The organism is Amycolatopsis azurea DSM 43854 (genome assembly GCF_001995215.1).
Lineage (GTDB): Bacteria > Actinomycetota > Actinomycetes > Mycobacteriales > Pseudonocardiaceae > Amycolatopsis > Amycolatopsis azurea.
Genome location: NZ_MUXN01000015.1, coordinates 17,199 through 36,099 on the forward strand (window position 1 = coordinate 17,199; position 18,901 = coordinate 36,099).

19 protein-coding genes are annotated in these 18,901 nt (G+C 68.5%); 8 read left to right on the plus strand and 11 right to left on the minus strand.

Going from position 1 to position 18,901, the window contains the following annotated elements:
* Positions 1-31 precede the first annotated feature (31 nt).
* The gene (locus B0293_RS20050; protein ID WP_039915090.1) at positions 32-796 is read right to left on the minus strand and encodes a MerR family transcriptional regulator; all 765 of its coding nucleotides are present in this window, start codon (positions 794-796) and stop codon (positions 32-34) included.
* Positions 797-845: 49 nt separating this feature from the next.
* Between B0293_RS20050 and B0293_RS20055 the strand changes: the two genes are divergently transcribed.
* Positions 846-2,159, plus strand: a complete 1,314-nt coding sequence (locus tag B0293_RS20055; protein ID WP_039915086.1) for a cytochrome P450 — start codon at positions 846-848, stop codon at positions 2,157-2,159.
* A gap of 1 nt (position 2,160) precedes the next feature.
* Here the strand turns inward: B0293_RS20055 and B0293_RS20060 are convergent, their stop codons facing one another.
* Both B0293_RS20060 and B0293_RS20065 read right to left on the minus strand, forming a co-directional pair.
* Positions 2,161-4,119, minus strand: a complete 1,959-nt coding sequence (locus B0293_RS20060; RefSeq protein WP_005150190.1) for a vWA domain-containing protein — start codon at positions 4,117-4,119, stop codon at positions 2,161-2,163.
* Positions 4,116-5,513 carry a sigma 54-interacting transcriptional regulator gene (locus tag B0293_RS20065; protein ID WP_005150188.1) on the minus strand — a complete coding sequence of 466 codons (1,398 nt, stop codon included), beginning with the start codon at positions 5,511-5,513 and terminating at the stop codon, positions 4,116-4,118. Before B0293_RS20065 ends, B0293_RS20060 begins: the two co-directional genes overlap by 4 nt.
* A 133-nt stretch (positions 5,514-5,646) precedes the next feature.
* Here B0293_RS20065 and B0293_RS20070 point away from each other — a divergent pair, with 133 nt between their 5' ends.
* A complete protein-coding gene (locus B0293_RS20070) occupies positions 5,647-6,075 on the plus strand; it encodes a hypothetical protein (protein WP_005150186.1) in 429 nt (142 codons plus the stop codon).
* Between the two features lie 42 nt (positions 6,076-6,117).
* Entirely contained in the window at positions 6,118-6,915 is a 798-nt protein-coding gene (locus B0293_RS20075; protein WP_005150185.1) for a hypothetical protein, read from the plus strand.
* Between the two features lies 1 nt (position 6,916).
* Here B0293_RS20075 and B0293_RS43935 read toward each other — a convergent pair whose 3' ends face one another.
* The 5 genes from B0293_RS43935 to B0293_RS20095 all read right to left on the minus strand — a co-directional run bounded on the left by B0293_RS43935 (position 6,917) and on the right by B0293_RS20095 (position 12,160).
* Positions 6,917-8,326, minus strand: a complete 1,410-nt coding sequence (locus B0293_RS43935) for a tetratricopeptide repeat protein (RefSeq protein ID WP_209437236.1) — start codon at positions 8,324-8,326, stop codon at positions 6,917-6,919.
* A gap of 45 nt (positions 8,327-8,371) precedes the next feature.
* On the minus strand, positions 8,372-9,307 hold the full coding sequence (locus B0293_RS43940; protein ID WP_005150183.1) for a hypothetical protein: 936 nt from the start codon (positions 9,305-9,307) through the stop codon (positions 8,372-8,374).
* 65 nt (positions 9,308-9,372) lie between these two features.
* Positions 9,373-10,479, minus strand: coding sequence for an endonuclease domain-containing protein (locus tag B0293_RS20085; protein ID WP_209437235.1), 1,107 nt, complete (start codon positions 10,477-10,479; stop codon positions 9,373-9,375).
* A 158-nt stretch (positions 10,480-10,637) separates the two neighbouring features.
* A complete protein-coding gene (locus tag B0293_RS20090; RefSeq protein WP_245191808.1) occupies positions 10,638-11,294 on the minus strand; it encodes a DUF3159 domain-containing protein in 657 nt (218 codons plus the stop codon).
* Positions 11,264-12,160: an alpha/beta fold hydrolase gene (locus B0293_RS20095; protein WP_005150180.1), complete on the minus strand. Its 897-nt coding sequence runs from the start codon at positions 12,158-12,160 to the stop codon at positions 11,264-11,266. Before B0293_RS20095 ends, B0293_RS20090 begins: the two co-directional genes overlap by 31 nt.
* 88 nt (positions 12,161-12,248) lie before the next feature.
* Here B0293_RS20095 and B0293_RS20100 point away from each other — a divergent pair, with 88 nt between their 5' ends.
* A complete protein-coding gene (locus B0293_RS20100; protein WP_005150178.1) occupies positions 12,249-12,842 on the plus strand; it encodes a TetR/AcrR family transcriptional regulator in 594 nt (197 codons plus the stop codon).
* Entirely contained in the window at positions 12,839-13,450 is a 612-nt protein-coding gene (locus B0293_RS20105; protein ID WP_005150176.1) for a hypothetical protein, read from the plus strand. Before B0293_RS20100 ends, B0293_RS20105 begins: the two co-directional genes overlap by 4 nt.
* A gap of 172 nt (positions 13,451-13,622) precedes the next feature.
* On the opposite strand, the gene B0293_RS20110 is transcribed toward B0293_RS20105, so the two are convergent.
* Entirely contained in the window at positions 13,623-14,669 is a 1,047-nt protein-coding gene (locus tag B0293_RS20110; protein WP_005150173.1) for a ferrochelatase, read from the minus strand.
* A gap of 85 nt (positions 14,670-14,754) precedes the next feature.
* On the opposite strand from B0293_RS20110, the gene B0293_RS20115 reads away from it, so the two are divergent.
* The 3 genes from B0293_RS20115 (at position 14,755) to B0293_RS20125 (ending at position 17,004) form a co-directional block, all read left to right on the plus strand.
* Positions 14,755-15,339: a TetR/AcrR family transcriptional regulator gene (locus B0293_RS20115; RefSeq protein ID WP_005150169.1), complete on the plus strand. Its 585-nt coding sequence runs from the start codon at positions 14,755-14,757 to the stop codon at positions 15,337-15,339.
* Between the two features lie 70 nt (positions 15,340-15,409).
* Positions 15,410-16,591, plus strand: a complete 1,182-nt coding sequence (locus tag B0293_RS20120) for a Cmx/CmrA family chloramphenicol efflux MFS transporter (protein WP_005150167.1) — start codon at positions 15,410-15,412, stop codon at positions 16,589-16,591.
* 8 nt (positions 16,592-16,599) lie between these two features.
* Positions 16,600-17,004 carry a nuclear transport factor 2 family protein gene (locus tag B0293_RS20125; RefSeq protein WP_005150165.1) on the plus strand — a complete coding sequence of 135 codons (405 nt, stop codon included), beginning with the start codon at positions 16,600-16,602 and terminating at the stop codon, positions 17,002-17,004.
* Between the two features lie 357 nt (positions 17,005-17,361).
* Here B0293_RS20125 and fabI read toward each other — a convergent pair whose 3' ends face one another.
* Together fabI and fabG are read right to left on the minus strand one after the other, a co-directional pair.
* Positions 17,362-18,129, minus strand: coding sequence for an enoyl-ACP reductase FabI (fabI, locus tag B0293_RS20130; RefSeq protein WP_005150156.1), 768 nt, complete (start codon positions 18,127-18,129; stop codon positions 17,362-17,364).
* Between the two features lie 50 nt (positions 18,130-18,179).
* Entirely contained in the window at positions 18,180-18,884 is a 705-nt protein-coding gene (fabG, locus tag B0293_RS20135; protein ID WP_005150154.1) for a beta-ketoacyl-ACP reductase, read from the minus strand.
* Positions 18,885-18,901: the final 17 nt, after the last annotated feature.

Genomic DNA, 18,901 nt, shown 5'->3' on the forward strand with positions numbered 1-18,901 from the left:
GAGACGAACACGGCCGGAGTAACCGAAGTCGCTACTTCCCGGCCCGGTCGGCGTTGGCGTCGACGGCGTCCCGGATGTACTCGCCGAGCCCTGGCCGCTGGTCCGGCTCGCGTACCAGGAAGCCCAGCTGGACCGTTTCGGTCGCGTACAGCTCGGCAAGATGGCGATGCGTCACGAAGTCGCACTCCCCCATGAAGGCCGCGAGCATCCCGCGGTGCTCCTCGGCGAGGTCCATCGCCGCGGCACCGTCGGCGGGCTCGCCGGAGTCGAACACGTCGAGCAGCCGCCTGACCCAGTCCTCCCGGCTCTTCTCCGCCTCGATCCAGTCCTCCTTGGACAGCGGCACGACCGCCGCCCGCCACTGCGGGGTCTCGCCCCACCGGCGGACTGCCTCCTCCGCGTAGCCCTCCGGTTCACGGAAGCCGCCGAAGACCTCGAACCGCTCCTCCGGTGTCAGAGCATTGCCGAGTTCCTTCGCCGTGATCACCCGGTCGACGGATTCGACCATCCGCGTGAGCTCGCCGATCCGCTCCACGAGCAGGCCCCGCTGACGCCTCAGGTGCTCCAGCGCGTCCACGCCGGGATCGTCGATCACCTTCGCGATCGTCTCCAGGCCCATGCCGAGTTCGCGGTAGAACAGGACGCGTTGCAACCGTTCGAGGTCGTCGTCGCTGTAGCTGCGGTATCCGGCGGCCGTCCGCCCGCTCGGTGACAGCAGGCCGATCTCGTCGTAGTGGTGCAGCGTGCGCACGGTGACCCCCGACAGCGCCGCGACCTTTCCCACCGGATACCCCATCGGCCCAGCGTAGGTGGACGTCGTCCCGCTCCGCGCGTAGAACCGGGGTATGGGGAGAGTTGAAACCACCGTGTCGGCCGCACTTCCACCCGGGCCCCCGCTGCCCGGCCTCGTCCAGACGCTCGTCGTCGGCAATCTCCGGCATCACGTGCTCCCGCTGCTCCAGCGCCGCTACGGATCCGTCGTCCGGTTGAAGGCCACGCCGCACCGCGACATCGTCATGCTCACCGATCTCGAGGACATCAAGGCCGTGTTCTCCGGCCCGGTCACGACGTTCCACGCGGGCGAGGGCAACATCATCCTGAAACCGGTGATGGGCGACGACTCCATCCTGGTCACCGACGAAGACACGCATCTGCGCACCCGGAAACTGCTGATGCCCGCGTTCAACGGCGCGGCACTGCGCGGTTACCGCGACATGATCACCGAGTTGACCAGGGTCGAACTCGACCGCTGGCCGGAGAACCGGGCGTTCGGCGCGCACGACCGGATGCGCGCGCTGACGCTGGAGATCATCCTGCGAGTGGTGTTCGGTGTCGCCGAAGGCCCGCGGCTCGACGAACTCAGGCGGCTGATCGGGCATCTGGTGGAGATCGGCCTTGTCCAGGTGATCGGCTGGCAAACCCCGCGCTTGCAGCGCTATCGGCCCTGGAGCACGTACGCGGCACGTCAGGCCCGGGTCGACGAACTGCTCTTCGCGGAGATCGCCGAACGCCGCCAGGCCACCGACCTCGACCAGCGCGGCGACGTGTTGTCCCGGCTCCTCACCGTGCCCGCCGACGGGGACGAATTGAGCGACGTGGAGCTCCGCGACCAGCTGGTCACTCTGTTGCTCGCCGGACATGAGACGACGGCGACCGCGCTCGCCTGGGCGCTGCACGAGATTTCCCGGGATCCCGGACAGGCCGCGTTCACCACGCGGGCGGCGGACGAAGGCGATGAAAAGGCACTCGAAGCGGTGATGAAGGAGTCGTTGCGGCTGCGCCCGGTGATCGGCGAGGTCGTCCGGCGGCTGACCGAGGACATCGAAATCGGCGGCTACCGGATCCCCGCCGGATTCGATGTGATGCCGTCGATCATCGTCGTCCACGGCGACGACGGCCATCACCCCGATCCGAAGCTCTTCCGGCCGCGGCGGTTCCTCGACGGATCACCCCCGCCGGGCAGCTGGTTGCCGTTCGGCGGTGGCGCTCGCCGGTGCCTCGGCGCGGGTTTCTCGTTGATGGAGGGCTCGATCGTGCTGCGGGAGCTGTTCGGCCGGTTCACCGTCGCCCCGGAACACGCGCGGCCGGAACGGATCCGGTCACGGCCGATCACCCTGGAACCGGCTCGGGGAGCCCGGATCAAGGTGACCGGCCGCTGAGCTACCGCTTCCTGGTCCGCAGGTAGTCGCCGACCACGGCGGCGCCGAGCCCGTCGAGGTCCGGGGCGACGACACGGCCACCGGAGCGGCGCGCGAGCAGGTCGACGAACTCGGTCAGGCGCGGGTCGTCGCCGAGCCGGAACACCGTCACCGACGCACCGAGCTTCGCCATCCGGTCCACTTCGGACAGTGTCTTGAGCAGCGTCCTCGGCTGGGGCGGGTAGTCGAATTCGGCCGTGCCGTCGGGTTCCAGATGCGCCGTCGGCTCGCCGTCGGTGACCATCAGGACCACCGGCTGCGCGTCGGGGTGCCGCCGCAGATGCCGTCCGGCCAGGAGCAGCGCGTGATGGGCGTTGGTGCCCTGCTCCCAGGCGCCTTCCAGGCCCACCAGTTCGGCCAGTTCGACCGACGTCGCGTAGCGGCCGAAGGTGATCAGCTGCAGCGCGTCGTTGCGGAACCGGGTGCTGATCAGCTGGTGCAGCGCGAGCGCCGTCCGCTTCATCGGCAGCCAGCGGCCCTCCTGCACCATCGACCACGAGGTGTCCACGAGCAACGCGACCGCCGCGCGCGACCGGTGCTCGGTCTCGATCACCTCGACGTCGGAGACGTCCATCCGGACCGAACGCTCGCCCACCGAGACCGAGCGCAGGACGGAGTTGCGGACCGTCCTGGAGACGTCCCACGGCTGCATGTCCCCGAACCGCCACGGCCTGGTCGCGCCGGTCGGCTCGCCCGCGGCCCCGGCGGACTCGGTCTCCCGCTGCCCCGCCTTGCCGCGCAACGCGTTCACGACGTCGGCGAGTGCCGTCTCCCCCAGCCTGCGCAAGGCCTTGGGAGACAACCGGAGCGTGCCGTCGGGCGCCCGTTCGAACAGGCCCTGGCGCCGGAGCTCCCGTTCCAGTTCGGACAGCCGTCGCGCGTCGACGCCGGCGTCCGGTCCGAGCTGGCGTTCCAGCGCGTCGACGTCGATGTCCTCCAGCCTCGCGCCCGGATAGGACTGGCCGAGCTGTTCGGCCAGCGCGTCCAGTTCGGCCAGGTCGGACATCGCCTTGGCGCCCTCGCCGAGGCCGAGCGGATCGTTGCCGCGGAACCGCTCCGACGACGTCCAATCCTCGCCGGGCCGCAGCGCGCGCAGCTGGGCGTCCAAAGTAGACAGCTGTTGCGCGAGGCGGGGATCGCCGAACGCCTGCTGGGACAGCTCGGCCAGTTCGGCGCGCTGTTCCGGCGTCATCGAGTTGAGCATCCGCTGCGCCGCGGCGGAGCGAGCGGCGAGGACGTCGATCAGCTCCTCGACGTTCTTCGGGTTCTCCGGGAAGAATTCGCCGTGCTCGCGCATGAACTCCGCGAACCGCTCGGGGACGTCTTCCCGCCCCTGAGCGTGCGCGGCCAGGAGTTCGTTGAGGTCGGCGAGCATCTTGTTCGCCCGCTCGGCCTCTTCCGGGCCCGCGTTCCGCAGGGCTTCCTTCATCCCCTCGAAGCGGGAATCCAGCAGCTCGCGGCCGAGCAGGTCGCGGATCTTCTCGTAGTTCTCCCCGCCCTGTTGGGAACGCCAGTCGTACTGGGCGAGTTCACGCACGGCCGCCGCCGTTCCCGGCGGGAGCGCGTCGAGCTGCGCCTCGCGGAAGCGCGCGTCGTCGTCCGGGTCGGGGAACAGCTCGCGCCGCTCGGCCTCCAGCGCCTCGTCGAGCAGCTGTCGGACCTCCTGGAGCGTGCCGTCCAGCCGGTGCCGGCGCTGGATCTCCGACCGCCGCTGCCACAGCCGCCTGGTCAGCTCGTCGAGCCCCGCGGTGCGCGGGGTGCCGCGGCGCAACAGCTCTTCCAGCGCGGATCGGGGCGACGAACCGGCCATGACGTCGCGGCCGATCTCGTCGAGCGCGTCCCGCAGGTCCGCCGGCGGCGCCAGCGGATCGGGACCGTCGTGCCACGGCCCGTACGAATAACCCTCAGGGAGGAAACTCATCGGCCGTAGACGGTCGTCGAGTCGTCGGAGTCCTTGGCGAGTCTCCTCGACAGGAACAGGGATTCCAGCGCCAGTTCGACCGCGGCCGCGATCCGCCCCGCCGGTTCGTCCGGGCTCACCCCGGCGCGAGCGGCGACGTCGTGGAGCACGGGCAGTTCCGGCAGGGCGGCGAGGACGTCCTTGCCGGGGACGCGTTCCCCGGTGGCCACCAGATGCCCGGCTTCGACGGCGTCGGCCAACGGCACGAGGTCCAGTCCGGCGAACCGCGAACGGGCCGTCTCCGCGACCGCCCGGCGCAGCAGGTGCACGAGGTGTTCGGTCTCGCGGCCCTCCTCGCCCGGCTCGAATTCGAGCTTGCCGCGCAGGACAGCGGGTACGGCGTCGAGGTCGACCGGACGCGCCACGGCCGGTTCCTCGCCGGTGAGCGCCGACCGGCGCAGCGCGGCCGCGCCGACGGTTTCCGCCGCCGCGACGGCGAAGCGGGCCGAGACGCCGGACCGCTGGTCGATGACCGCCGATTCACGCAGGTTCCGCACGAACCGGGCGAGCACCTCCAGCAGCGGCTCGCCGACCTCGGCGACCAGACGCGCCTCCTGCCGGACGACCGCGATCTCCGCGTCGACGTCGAGCGGGTAGTGCGTGCGGATCTCCGCGCCGAACCGGTCCTTGAGCGGGGTGATGATGCGGCCGCGGTTGGTGTAGTCCTCCGGGTTGGCGGTCGACACCAGGAGGACGTCCAGCGGCAGGCGCAGGGTGTACCCGCGTACCTGGATGTCGCGTTCCTCCATCACGTTCAGCAGCGCGACCTGGATGCGTTCGGCGAGGTCCGGCAGCTCGTTGATCGCCACGATGCCGCGGTGGGCGCGCGGGACGAGTCCGAAGTGGATGGTCTCGGGATCGCCGAGGCTGCGGCCTTCGGCGACCTTCACCGGGTCGACGTCGCCGATCAGGTCGCCGACCGAAGTGTCCGGTGTGGCCAGCTTTTCCGTGTACCGCTCGTCGCGGTGGCGCCAGGTCACCGGCAGGGCGTCGCCCAGTTCGGCGGCCCGGCGGCGTGATTCCGGGGTGATCGGGTCGAGCGGGTGCTCGGCCAGTTCGGCGCCCTCGATGACGGGCGTCCATTCGTCGAGCAGCCCCGCGAGGGTGCGCAGCAGGCGGGTCTTGCCCTGGCCGCGTTCGCCGAGGAGGACGAGGTCGTGCCCGGCCAGCAGCGCGCGTTCCAGCTGCGGGACCACGGTCCGCGAGAACCCGACGATCCCGGGCCAGGGGTCCTCCCCGGCACGGAGCTTGGCGAGGAGGTTGTCGTGCAGTTCTTGTTTGATCGAACGCGGCAGGTGGCCGGCCGCGCGAAGGTCCCCGGCGGTCCGGGGCAGGTTTGCGGGAACATCGTTCACCCGTTCGACGCTACGTCGCGATCATGGCCCCTGTCGACGTGAACCAACTCCAGCTCTGGATCAACCGATCGGTTGAGGCAGGCTCAAAGGATCGGTCGATGTGCCGGACGCGCCGCCCCGGAAGGCTGGACGCATGCCCAAGAAACCACCCGTGCCGGACACCGAACTCCGCCACCCTCGCGTTCGCGCCGACTTCCTCCGGATGAAGGTGCTCGTCTCCTGCTACATCGCCCTCAGCGTCCTCGCCCTCCTCGTGGCCTACCTCTGGCGAAACCGGCCGGACCTGGTGACCGACCTCGTCTGGGTCCGCGGCGAGGGCGTCCTCATCGCGTCCGTGGTGCTGCTCCTGTTCGTCTTCGGAACCACACGGGGCCGTCGCGGCGCGTACCTGCGGCTGCGGATCGCCTCGGCGGCCATGGTCGTGGCCATCGCGGTGCTGATCTCGCTTCCCGGTTTCCTGCCGGTGTGGATGCGGGTCGAACAAGGACTCTGTGGACTCGTCCTGATCGGTGTGGCGGTGATCGCCAACGGAACCCGGCTGCGGTCGTTGTTCGCACACTGACCTCTGGCACACCTGCTTCGAAGCCCGACTAAAATCAGTCCGGTGTGCCGTCCTAGTGCGACCCTCGCGGTCTGGTCTTCGGCGTGGCTGAACGGAGCCGCCGCCTCCGACGACATCCTTGACGCCCTTCAGGTCTGGGGCGAAGCCCACGACTTCGTCGCCGCCGACGCGGCCGCCGCCGAGGCGTTCGACCTGCCGCTCGCGTTCAACCGCGCGGCGACCCCGGTCCAGTTGCTGCTCGCCCTGCGCTCACAGGGTGCGAAGAGCATGCAGCTCCTGCTCCCGGTGCCCGGCGACGTCCGCGGACTGGGCGGCGGCGGGCCGTTCACCGAGGCCGCATTGCGGACCGGCGAGGCCGTCTTGCTGCCGGATCTCGGCTACGGCGTGGTGCCCGAGGCGATCGCCGAAGGTCTCATGCGGTGGACCGTGTACTCGGTACCCATGCCGGGTGTCCTCGAGTACCGCCCGCTGGGCGAGGCAGAGCACGGCCTGACCGACGCGATCCGCGCGAGCGCCGGCGCGTTGCAGAGCCTGGACGTCGCCAGCGAGCGGCCGGGCGTGCGAGCGGAGCTGTCGGCGCGGTTGCGGTCGGCCACCGACTCGCCCTGGCCCGCCGGGATGCCCGGCCGGGCGCTGCGGGTGCTGCAGCGGTCCGAGGAGATCGCGGCGATCCTCGCCATCGCCGAGTCCGACGACCCGGGCGGCGCGCTCTCCGCGTCCGCGGCGCTGCGGCGAGCGGAAGCCTTGCGGCCGCTGAACGAGGCGGTCCGCAACGCGCGCTGCGCGGCGATCAACGAAGCGGTGCGGGTGTTCGCGGAGCAGGCGGACAGGCACCCGTAGGTCACGTCCAAGAAGGCGGAACACTCGCGATGTCCCCCTCTGGTGTCAGGCCGAACTTGCGCAGTCGCTCCGCTTCGTCGGTCTTGCCTTGTTCGATCAGGAGTTCACCGAGGCTGCTGGCGGCGGCCTCGTCCCCGAGATCGATCCTTGCCCGGAGTTCGTCGGCTCGACCAAGCTTTTTGAGCAGTTCGCCGAGCCGGATCGTGTAGAAACGCTCGTCTGAATCGCACTTACTTCGAAGCAGCTCCACCGCACGATCGGCTTGTCCGTCCTCCACGAGAGCGGCGACGAGCTTGTCGATGTCCGATCCCAACGCACCTTCGCTGTAGCGAACAGCGTCGTCCACTTTCCCGGCCGTGAGCATCACTTCGGCATGGACCCTCGCCGCCGATCTGCTCCCGGCGTCGGCCATAGCCTTGACCTCCTCGACCCGGCCCAGCTCGGCCAGTGACCGAGCCAATCGGCTCTTGGCGTACTCCGCTCCAGGTTCAGCGGCCGCTCGCTTCAGGAGATCCAACGCTCGGTCCGGTTCGCCGCGCTCCTTCAGCAGCTCGGCGGCCTCGCTGACAGCTTGCTCGACTCCAGACTCGGCGAGTTCGACCAATTCATCGAGCTCACCTTGTTTCCGCAGGAGATCGGCCAGCACCGAGTCCACCTCGCCACTGCCCTGATCCGCGAAGTCGCGGAGCACGTCGAGTGCCCACTCTTCATCACCGCGCTCCACGAGCACCTCTGCGAGGCAGATCGCCGCGTCGAAGTAGCCCTCCTCGGTCAGTTCGTACAGCTCGTTGAACCGGCCCTGCTGTTTGAGGTACGAGGCGAGGGCCAGTACCGAGTCATCGTGACCGCGTGCCACGAGTATTTTCAGCAGATCGATGGCTTTGTCGAGCTCACCGATCTCCTCGTACCGTTCCGCCAGCTTGACGCAGACCCAGTCGTCATCTGTGTCGTGAAACTCCAGCAACAAGGCGATGCTCAACTCGGGATTGCCGTACTCGATCAGGTGACCGAGCGCGTACTCGTTGCCTTGCTCCGCCAGGTCGAAGATCTCCTCGAAATCCCAACCCGCCAGCAAGAGCCGTTGAAGTTCGGCGTCCGGTTCCGGTGAGGCGGCCAGCCGATCCGCGACCTGCCTCGCTTCGTCCGCGTTGCCCATCTTGCGATGCACCTCGGCCAGGTCGTGCAGAGCGACCGGCAAACCGGCCTCGGCGGCCCGTTCCAACAGGGGTAACGCAAGCCCGTAGCGTTGCCGAGTCAGTGCTGCCCTACCGATCCGGGACACATCGGTCTCATTGACCAATTGGGTGACGCAGGCTGTCCACAGCGCTTCGGGTGGCACCACCGGTCTGCGTCCGGGAGCGGCGTAGTGCAGCAGGTAGTCCGCGACTCGGTAACCCTCGATCGTGCCCATCTTCACCCCAACCGGTATCAGGGGCGCAGTGGAACCGAGCAGAGGTTACGTGGCATAGGCCAAGGCCTTTTCGAACCAGTCCGGCGGCGCTCCAGCCCGTTCGGCAGGCGTGCAATAGCCGGGAGCGGCCGCGCGAAAGACCTCGGCTGGCACGGGCTGCTGCGCGCCCAGCAATACGCAGTCCATCGCGGCAGTCAAGACGGCGCGTGCGTAGCCGCTCGCGTTCTCCCAGCGGTGCACGATCTGGGGCGCTGCCGCAAGCACCTGGGCCACCCCGAAGTCCTTCGCCTCCAGCGCGTGCCGGAGCCGGTCGTCGTGGGTAGCGGCCTTTTGAGCCCGCTCTGTCTCTGCAGCGGTGAAGTCGGTCCCCAAGCGGACCACCGTCGCCAGCTTCAGCAGCTCTCGTTCAAAGGCGAAGCGGTCGTCCTCCACGGTCTGTGTGGTCCTGGTGTAGGTGTCGTAGTAATGAGGCCAGAGCGTGGCGACCACGATCACGCCACGACCGAGCAGGTCCCGTACGTCGGACGCGGTCAGCCCGTCCCTGCCGTTCAGGTACTGCTGCAGTTCGTCCAGCCAGACGACGACTCGGTCCAGTCCGGTCAGCCACTGTTCGCCCGACGGGTGGGCCAGCGACCAGTCCGGCACAACCGCACGCAGCGCCTCGAACAAAGACCTGGTCTTCCCGACGGAGGAACCCCCGACCACCAGCACGAAGCCCCCGGCCTCCGCGGCCTCTCCGACCAGCGAACGCAGTTCCGGATCGATGTCCCGGGGAACGTAATCCGGCATCGACGTGTCATCGCCGAGGCGGATCGGCCGGTGTACCCCCAGACGCACGGGGTCGGCCTCGCGCAGCGGGGTCAGGGCTGGGGCTTGACCGGCGCCCGCGCCGACGACGAGATCGCCGTGGACCTGACCGACCTGGACGACATGGCCGTGGACCTCTGCGTCCTCGACTCGATTGGTTTGCGGCCGATGCACCCACTGAGGATACCGACCACCGTCGGTGAGCGCGGAGGATCTCCCCATCCGAAACCGCGCGACAACTAGCCCACTCTCGCCAGCAATTTGCGGACAAGTTCGGCATCCGATCGAAATGCTTCAGCCAGCTCGGCGGAAATCTCCGGATTCTCACCCTCCCAATCAAAGTGAAGAACCCGATCAGCCACCCACAACAGAAGGGAAGACAAAAGCACGAGCAAACCCGCTTCGACTTTTACCACACCGTCAGAGCCGACGTCAGACAGAGCCAAACCGAGCCTCGAAGAGAACTGAAAGCAATTGCCCTGAGTAATCAGGTCACCGTTGATCATGGCGATCTTCCCAGCTTCCCCCATCGCCGCTACGAGCCTGCCGCAGAAAAATATCGGAACGCCGACATCGCCCACGGCAAACCCATCGGGTTCGACTTCGTAAGAACGTTCGGCCTGGTCGACCGGCTTTGAAGCCATAGATGCCAACGTTTTACCGCCAAACCACTTTCCCGCGATATAGTCGAGGCGTGGCAGCAGAATCAAGTCCCGAACGAACTGCCCTTCGAGGTCGCGCAAGTCTGTCACTGAGGTCTGCAGCAGATGACGGAGCCCGTTCACTCTCATCGCCGCTGCGACCAGAACAAACCTTCCGAGACTACGCGCGAGCTGGATCGGATCCAGTCGATAGAACGGCGGACAGCCACACGGGTCACCCTTGGCCGCAAAACAACGAAAACACCCGCCCGAGACAAACCCGTTCAAGCTCTCCCGAAATTCGGCGAGATCGGGCGCATGGCCCGCAAGGTTAGGGTCAAAGTAGCGGAACTCGAGCCGCAAGATTCGAGACGGTGGCCTCTCTCTGTAATTTTCCCAGATCAGACTTCCGTTTTCCCGCGTATTGCACGAGTGACACAACAGTCCGCGCACCAGCCCACTGTCGTGGTCATGATCCAGATAGAGCTTTCCGCGTTCCCCGCAGATCGCGCATCGCTCATCCTGCCACCGCCGAAGCAGGCGTTGACCTGCCGCCGAAGTCTCGTCGTGCTCGACAAAGCCATTCCCCTCGCCGCCGATGGCCGGCCACGACCAGCAAGCCGGTTCATCCTCAGAAGCCGGTACCGGCGACTCGTGCCCCACCCAAAGCTCGACGATGGCTTTATCAGCGGTACTGAGATGCAAGTGACACCGGCCAGGGTCAGCCGGAGGTGGCCAATGAGCTTTCCAGCCGGCCCAGGGAGCATTACGACACGCAGTACCGTATCTCGTCCGTTGACCGCAGCCCACCGATCCACCCCCGTTGTTCCCTACCGGACGAAACGCTCGCCCGCCACAGACCGTTACAGGATTTCGCAGGTCGCGAGGTAGCTCTTCTGGACCTTCTCGGCGTACCGGACCGTCCAGAGGGAAAGTCCGCCGATGACGGCGAGGAGCAGGACCACGCTGAGCGCGTTCATCACGTCGGCAGGCAAGAGGTAGACCAGCGGCACCCGGACCGCGGCCTCCAGCAGCAGCGCGATTCCCCACACCGCCGACATCCGGGTGAAGGCCCGGCGGAAAGCGGGGTCCTCGTCACTGAGCCTGTCGATCTCGGCGCGTTTCGCCGCGCTGGAACCGGCGCGCACGGCGACCAGCACCATCGGTGTACGGCCGAAACAGCTCACCAGCAGCACGATCGCGGCCGTCGCGGTGCCGAAGGATTCCTTCAGCAACAAGAACTTCGCGTCACCGGTGACCAGGGAGAGCACGAGCCCGACCCCGAGGACCCCGGCCAGCAACGCGGCGAAGCCGTCGAAGGACCGGTCGCGGACGGCGACCCAGGCGATCCGGCAGGCGGCCAGCACCGCCCCGGCCAGCAACGAGACCTGTTCGCTCTGCCCGGCGATCCGGAGCCCGTAGTAGGCGGCCAACGGCAGCGCGACGTCCCAGAGCAGCAAGGAAAGCGTCGGGTTCTTGCCGCGTGCCGTCACGATGGCGTCTTCCCTGCCGCGTCGCATTCCGACAGGAAGGTCAAGATCCGCGTGTTGACCTCGTCCGCGGCCTCACCCGCGATGGCGTGGGTCGCCGACGGCCAGAGTTCGACCTGCCCCTGCGGCAAGAGCTTGCGAGCGCGGGCGGCCGCGCGTTCCGGGTGATGGATGACGCTGCGCCCGGCGATCAGGGCCAGTACGGGCATCCGCAGTGACCGCAACTGCGCGTCGGTGAACAACCTGGGCGACGGCAGGGCGATGCGGTAGGTCCGCATTCCTTCGTCGATCACCCGCGCGACCGGATCCGTGGCGTCGACTTCCGCGTCGCCGGAGATCCAGCGGAGGAACGACGGGCGGGCCCAGCGGTTGACGACGGGGACCGCGGTGAGCGTGGCACGGACGACCAGCCCCGCGGTCAGTCCGCCGAACGTCAGCACGGGGTCGATCACGGTGAGCGACTTGAGCCGTTCCGGTGCCCGTACGGCGAGGTTGGCCGCGAGCCAGCCGCCGAACGAGTACCCGACCAGGTGCACGGACGGCAGGTCGAGTTCCGCGAGCACCGTGGTCAGCCAGGCGGCTTGGTCCGCGCCATCGCGGATCGGCACGGTCTGTTCACTGCGCCCGGCCTCGCCGATGAGGTCCACCGCGTAGACCTCGCCGTGCCCGATCAGCGCCTTGAGGTTGGGCTCCCACATCACGACGGTCCCGGCCCGTCCGGGCAACAGCACGATCGGCGTCCCGCCCGGCCGCCCGAACCGGTACACGCGCGCCACCCCGAACTCCGTCCGGATGTCGTGCGTCCCGGTCGGCGCGGGCAGTGCCGCCAGACCGCGTTCGTAGACGGCCTCGTACTCGGCTCGCGCCTCCGACGAGGCGAACCCGCCCAGCTTCATTTCGCCCTCCTCTTTTACGGTACGATCGGATTGTAAAGCAGTTGGTGATAAGTTTGCAATCCGATCGGATGGCCAAAAGGAGGAGCGGGTGCCCAAGCGAGTCGATCACGAGCACCGGCGGCAGCAGATCGCCGCGGCCGTCCGCCGTATCGCGGCCGATCGGGGGCTCGAAGGGGTCAGCCTGAACGAGGTCGCGGCCGAAGCCGGGATCTCGAAGGGGTTCGTCCAGCACTACTTCGCGTCGAGGGACGACATGCTGCGCTTCGCGGTCACCACCTTGCGAGGTGGACTCGAGGAGCGCATCGCCACCCCGCCGGAGGTGAAGCCCCGCGTCCGGGACCTGCTCATCGCCTTGCTGCCTCTCGACGAGCCCGGCCGGGACGCCGCACTGGTCGCCAACGCCTTCATCGTGCGCGCGCTCAAGGATCCGGAAATCGCCGGTCACTTCCGGACCGGTCACGGACTGCTCCGCGACGCGGTGGCGGCTCTGCTCACCGCCGCCCGGGACGGCGGGGATCTCTTGCCCACCGTCGACCCCGCGACCGAAGCGGCCCTGCTCCTGGCCCTGGTGTCCGGCCTCGGGGACGCGGTGCTGCTGGGCTACCAGACCGGCGACGAGGCCATCGGCCTGATCGACCTCCACCTGTCGAGGATCACCGCCACCCCGAGGAAGACCCCATGACACGTCGCGCCGCGCCGGTGCTCGCCGTCACCTCGCTCGCCCTGCTCAGCGCGTGCGGACCGAGATACGACGAGGCCACCACGGAACTCGTCCCCAGCCCCGCGCCCACCTCGGCGGCGAATCGCGAGGACTCACCGCGTGACCTCGCGGGCAAAGTCCAGCACGACATCAAAGGACGGGCCGAGACCATGATCGGCGGGCCGAATCCCGGCCTCACGCTTCAGTGCGGCGAGTTCTCCGGCTCTTCGCTGAGCTGCTCGGCCCGCTTCAAGGACCAGACCGTCCAGATCGACGCCCGGGTCTACGACTACTCCCCCGGCAGCTTCATGGACAGATACAAGCAGGACATCACCGCCAAGGCGCGGTTCCTCGTCCGGGACGAGGTACACCGGGAGTTCCACGAATCGATCATGGCCTTCCAGAACGGCGACCCGCTCGACGCCGAAGACGTCCTTCGCTGCGACAAGATCCCCGAGGTGACCACCGTTCGGCTGGGCGTCGACGACGAGCTGGTGGACACCGGCATCCGCTGCTACCACTACGGCGGGACGCTGACCAAGACCAAGCACCTGAAGGTCAGCTCCACCAGCATGGGCTTCTACGACTGAGCGACCCACGAGTGACGATTCGAGCTAGAGCGAAGCGTGTCTTGGGTACCTGCTGGGTTCTGTCCGTGAAGGCCTCCTTGAGGGACTCTGGGTCCCTCAAGGAGGCCTTCACGGAACCGGCGATCGCCAAGGACGGTTGGAATCCGAATCGCCACTCACGAGGCCTGACCACTTACGGGCGCGCGGGGCGCTTCGCGGGCTCGCAGCATCCGATCGCACAGGGCGCCCCGTTGACCGTGCACCCGGCCGCCGGGAACGGCGACAGCTTCCGCGCCGGCGCCCCTTCCGTGTGCTCCCGCACCAGTTCGACGACGAGTTCCGCGAACCGCGGGTCGGTGTCCGGCGTCGCGGCCCGCGCGAAGCCCATGCCGTGCTCGGCGGCCCGCTCGGCGGCCTCGTTGTCGAGGTCCCAGATCACCTCGAGGTGGTCGGACACGAAGCCCACCGGGCAGACGACCACCGAGGTGACGCCTTCCGCGTGGAGCGCGTCGATGTGGTCGACGATGTCCGGCTCCAGCCACGGCACCTGCGGCGGGCCGGAGCGCGACTGCCAGACGACGTCGTAGGTCTCGATCCCCGCTTCGGCCGCGACGAGACGGGCGGCCTCGGCGATCTGGCGCGAGTAGCGGCGGCCGCCTTCCGACGGCGGCCCGGACGCGGTGTCGGCGGATTCGGGCACCGAGTGGGCGCAGAAGACCGTCCGAGTTCCGGGCTCGTTCCCCAACTTCGCGTGCGCGGCGCGGACGGCGTCGGCGAAGGCCTCGATGAACAGCGGGTGGTCGAAGAACTGCCGCAGCTTCACCAGTTCCGGCGCGCCGTCGCCGACGGCCGCGCGGGCGCGCTCGATGTCCTCGTCGTACTGACGGCAGGCGGAGTAGCCGCCGTAGGCACTCGTGGGAAAGACCAGGACGCGCCGAGCGCCCGCCTCGGTGATCTCCGCGAGGGTGTCCTCGACCATCGGCCGCCAGTTGCGGTTGCCGAAGTGGACGGGCAGATCGATCCCCGCGGCCGCGAGCTGCTTCTCCACCGCGGAGATCGCGTCCCGGTTCAGGCGGTTGATCGGCGAGACCCCGCCGAAGTGCTGGTAGTGCTCGGAGACTTCGAGCAGCCGTTCCCGAGGGACTCCCCGACCCCGGGTGACGTTCTCCAGGAACGGCATCACCTCGTCGGGCCCCTCGGGACCACCGAACGAAAGCCAAAGCAGCGCGTCGTAACTCACACCGTCATCTTGCCGCTGTGGCGCCCCGCACGCTGACCCGGCCCATTTTGAACCGACCGATCCAAAACCTGGTACGGTCGCTTTCATGGCCAGGCCGAAGGAATTCGACGAGCGCGCCGCGATCGGGCGCGCCATGGACGCGTTCTGGGCCCGCGGCTACGAGGGCACGTCGACCCAGGCTCTCTGCGAAGCCACCGGCCTGGGCCGCAGCAGCATCTACAACACCTTCACCAGCAAGCACGAACTCTTCGTGCGCGCGCTCGACCACTACGCCGAGCGCGGGATCGTGGCCAGAACGGCCTTGATGGAGGAACCCGGGACCGGGATCGAGCGGTTCCGCGCCCTGTTCTCGTTCACGATCGACGAGGAAGTCGCGCACCACGGCCGAGGCTGCCTCGTGGTGAACACCGTGGCCGAGTTCGGCGATCGTGATCCGGAGATCAAGGCGCGGATCGACGCCGACACCGGACGGCACCTCGCCCTTCTCTCGGCCGGCGCCAGGGAAGGACAGCTCGACGGGACGCTCGACAGCGCCCGCGATCCCGGCGCCATCGCCGAGTTCGCGCACAGCACCGTCGCCGGCCTCCGGCTGCTGTCCCGCCGCGGCGCCGGGCGGGCGGCCATGGAGGCCGTCGCCGACATCGCACTGAACGCGATCGCCGCGAAGTAGACCGAAACAAGACCCGTGCGCAACGCTGCCCACATTTTAGACTGATCGATACAAAATGGAAGGAATTCCCGTGCCTTTGGCAGTCTGCGTACTCGGACTGAGCGTGTTCGCGCTCGGCACGTCCGAGTTCATGATCACCGGCCTGCTGCCGGGGATGGCGGCCGATCTGAACGTCGGCATCCCGGAGGCCGGGCTGCTCATCTCGGCCTTCGCGATCGGCATGGTGGTCGGCGCTCCCCTGCTCGCGATCGCGACGCTGAGGGTGCCGAGGCGCGCCACCCTGATGGCCCTGCTCGTCGTCTTCGGGATCTCGCATGTCGTCGGCGCGCTGGGGTCCGGATACGCCCTGCTCTTCGCGACCCGCGTCGTCAGCGCGGTGGCCTGCGCCGGGTTCTGGGCGGTCGCGGCGGCCACCGCCGTCGCACTGGTCCCGGTCGAACGCCGCGGCCGGGCGCTGGCCATCCTGGTCGGCGGGCTCACCGTCGCGAACATCGCCGGCGTGCCCGCCGGGACCTTCCTCGGCCAGCACGCGGGCTGGCGGGCGGCGTTCTGGGCGGTCACGGCACTGACCGTCATCGCGCTGATCGGCGTCTTCGCCCTCGTCCCGGAAACCCAGAACGGCGAAGACAAGACCGACGTCGCCACCGAACTGCGGCTCTACCGCGGCGGCCGGTTCTGGCTGGCGCTCGGCGTGATCGCGCTCGCGCAGGGGATGATCTTCGCGACCTTCAGCTACCTCGCACCCTTGCTGACCGAGATCGCCGGGCTGCCGGAAAGCTGGGTTCCGGGAGTGCTGTCGCTGTTCGGGCTCGGCGCGCTCATCGGCATCACCGCGGGCGGACGACTCGCCGACGCGCGGCCTTTCGCGACCCTCTACGGCGGTCTCGGCGTCGCCCTGCTCGCCCTGGTGCTGCTCGCGCTCTCCGGCCCGGCGACGCCGGTCGCGATCTTCGCCGTGTTCCTGTTCGGCGTCGCCGGATTCGGGATCAACCCCGCCCTGAACGTCCGCGCCTTCGCCGTGGCGGGCAACGCGCCCACGCTCGTCGGCGCGAGCACGACCGCCGCCTTCAACGTCGGCAACACCGTCGGCCCCTGGCTCGGCGGCGAGTCGATCGACGCCGGTCTCGGCTATCCCAGCGTCGCGTGGGTGAGCGTCGGGCTCGGGGCCGCCACCGTGCTCGCGCTCACCTTCGCCGCCGGTGTCCAGCGCACCGACGACACCCGCCTGCTTCGCGAACCTGTTACCCAGTAAGGAGAATCATGTCCGACCGAACCCGAACGACTCTCGACGAGTTCTTCCGACGAATGTCCACAGGGGACACTGACGGCGCCTCGGAACTCTTCGCCGACAACGTCGCCTGGGACATCCCCGGCGCGACGGAGCTGGTCCCGTGGATCGGCCCGCGCCGCAACCCGGCGGAGATCCGCGAGTTCTACGACTTGCTCGACAAGGGCCTCATCAAGGACCGGTTCGACGTCGAACGGGTGCTCACCGACGGGCCGCACGCGGTGGCGATCGGCCGTCTCCGTTCGATCATCCGCAGCACCGGCAAGGTCATCGAGACGGCGTTCACCATCGAGTTCGAGGTGAACGACGACGGCCTGATCACCAAGTACCTGCTCCTTGAGGACTCCTGGCACGTCGCGAACGCCGTCCTCCCCTGAAACGTCGAGAGGTTGCCGGGTCGGGCTCGGCGGCGATGTTCCCAATGTCGCATTCGAGACGCTCAGCGACACAAATGCGACATTGGGAACAGGGACCGGAGAAGCAGACCTGGCTGATCGCGAACGCCACCTTTGCCTTATCGATGACCTGCACCAGGCTGTGAAGGCCTCCTTCCCTACCCTGAAAGTAGGGAAGGAGGCCTTCACGGACTTCGCCGACCGGCCTGACACCTTCGACTTTCGGCCCAGTAACCCGAATCGCCACTCATCCCCAGCCCGCCGCCGCTTGCAAGCGCGTGAAGGCCCCCTTCCCTCGACTCAGCCGAGGGAAGGGGGCCTTCACGCGTTTGAAAGAAATCAGATGCCGAGGGCGTGCACTCCGCCGTCGACCATGATCATCGAGCCGGTCGTGGCGGGCAGCCAGTCCGACAGCACGGCGCAGACGGACTTCGCCGTCGGGTCCGGGTCGGAGCTGTCCCAGCCGAGCGGCGCGCGGTCGCCCCAGCCCTCTTCCAGCTCGGAGAAACCGGGGATCGACTTCGCCGCCATGGTCTTCATCGGACCGGCGCTGACCAGGTTGACCCGGATGCCCTTCGGGCCGAGGTCGCGCGCCAGGTACCGGTTCACCGACTCCAGCGCGGCCTTCGCCACGCCCATCCAGTTGTAGACGGGCCACGCGACGCGCGCGTCGAAGTCCATGCCGACGATCGACGAGCCGGGCGAGAGCAGCGGCAAGGTCGCGACGGCGAGGGACTTGAAGGAGAACGCCGAGACGTCGACAGCCACCTTCACGTCCTCGCCGGGGGCGTCCAGGAACGGCGCGCCGAGGCAGGACTGCGGGGCGAATCCGATCGAGTGCAGCACACCGTCGAGACCGTCGACGTGCTCACGGACGCGGTCGGCGAGCGAGTCGAGGTGCTCCTGGTTGGTGACGTCCAGCTCCAGCACCGGCGCCTCCTCGGGGAGACGCTTGGCGATGCGCTCGACGAGCGACAGCCTGCCGAAGCCGGTGAGCACGACCTTCGCGCCCTCCTGCTGCGCGATCTTGGCCGCGTGGAACGCGAGCGAGGCGTCGGTGATGACGCCGGTGATCAGCAGGCGCTTGCCTTCGAGCAGTCCTGGCACGGGACCTCCAGTCCGGAGTGGTTTCGATCAGTACGGGAAAACGGGGGACGTCAGTGGCCCATGCCGAGGCCGCCGTCGACCGGCAGCACCGCGCCGTTCACGTACCCGGCTTCTTCGGAGGCGAGGTAGCGGACGGCGGCGGCGATCTCCGACGGCTCGGCGTACCGGCCGGAGGGAACCTGGGCGAGGATCTCCTTCTTGCGGTCCTCGCCGAGTTCGTCGGTCATGTCCGTGGCGACGAAGCCCGGGGCGATGACGTTCGAGGTGATGTTGCGCGAGCCCAGCTCACGAGCGAGCGAGCGGGCGAGGCCGACGAGACCGGCCTTGCTCGCCGCGTAGTTGACCTGGCCCGCCGAACCGGTGAGGCCGACGACGGACGAGATGAAGATGTAGCGGCCCCACTTGCCGCGCAGCATGCCGCGGGAGGCGCGCTTGGCGACCCGGTAGGCGCCGGTGAGGTTGGCGTCCACCACCCGGGTGAACTGCTCCTCGCTCATGCGCATGAGCAGGGTGTCGTCGGTCATGCCCGCGTTCGCGACGAGGACCTCGACCGGGCCCTGGTGCTCCTCGACGAGCTTGAAGGCGGCGTCGATCTGCTCGGCGTCCGTGACGTCGGCCTGCACCCCGAAGAGGCCGTCGGGCGCGCCGGAACCGCGGTGCGTGATCGCGACCTTGTGTCCCTGCGCCGCGAGGTCCTTCGCGATCGCCAAACCGATGCCGCGGTTGCCGCCGGTGACCAGTACCGACCGTCCCACTTCAGCTCTCCTCGCCT

Coding starts and splice junctions, on each gene's coding strand:
- B0293_RS20050 (WP_039915090.1), bottom strand. CDS start 796: ATGGGGTATCCGGTGGGAAAGGTCGCGGCGCTGTCGGGGGTCACCGTG.
- B0293_RS20055 (WP_039915086.1), top strand. CDS start 846: ATGGGGAGAGTTGAAACCACCGTGTCGGCCGCACTTCCACCCGGGCCC.
- B0293_RS20060 (WP_005150190.1), bottom strand. CDS start 4,119: ATGAGTTTCCTCCCTGAGGGTTATTCGTACGGGCCGTGGCACGACGGT.
- B0293_RS20070 (WP_005150186.1), top strand. CDS start 5,647: ATGCCCAAGAAACCACCCGTGCCGGACACCGAACTCCGCCACCCTCGC.
- B0293_RS43935 (WP_209437236.1), bottom strand. CDS start 8,326: ATGGGCACGATCGAGGGTTACCGAGTCGCGGACTACCTGCTGCACTAC.
- B0293_RS20090 (WP_245191808.1), bottom strand. CDS start 11,294: ATGCGACGCGGCAGGGAAGACGCCATCGTGACGGCACGCGGCAAGAAC.
- B0293_RS20095 (WP_005150180.1), bottom strand. CDS start 12,160: ATGAAGCTGGGCGGGTTCGCCTCGTCGGAGGCGCGAGCCGAGTACGAG.
- B0293_RS20105 (WP_005150176.1), top strand. CDS start 12,839: ATGACACGTCGCGCCGCGCCGGTGCTCGCCGTCACCTCGCTCGCCCTG.
- B0293_RS20115 (WP_005150169.1), top strand. CDS start 14,755: ATGGCCAGGCCGAAGGAATTCGACGAGCGCGCCGCGATCGGGCGCGCC.
- B0293_RS20125 (WP_005150165.1), top strand. CDS start 16,600: ATGTCCGACCGAACCCGAACGACTCTCGACGAGTTCTTCCGACGAATG.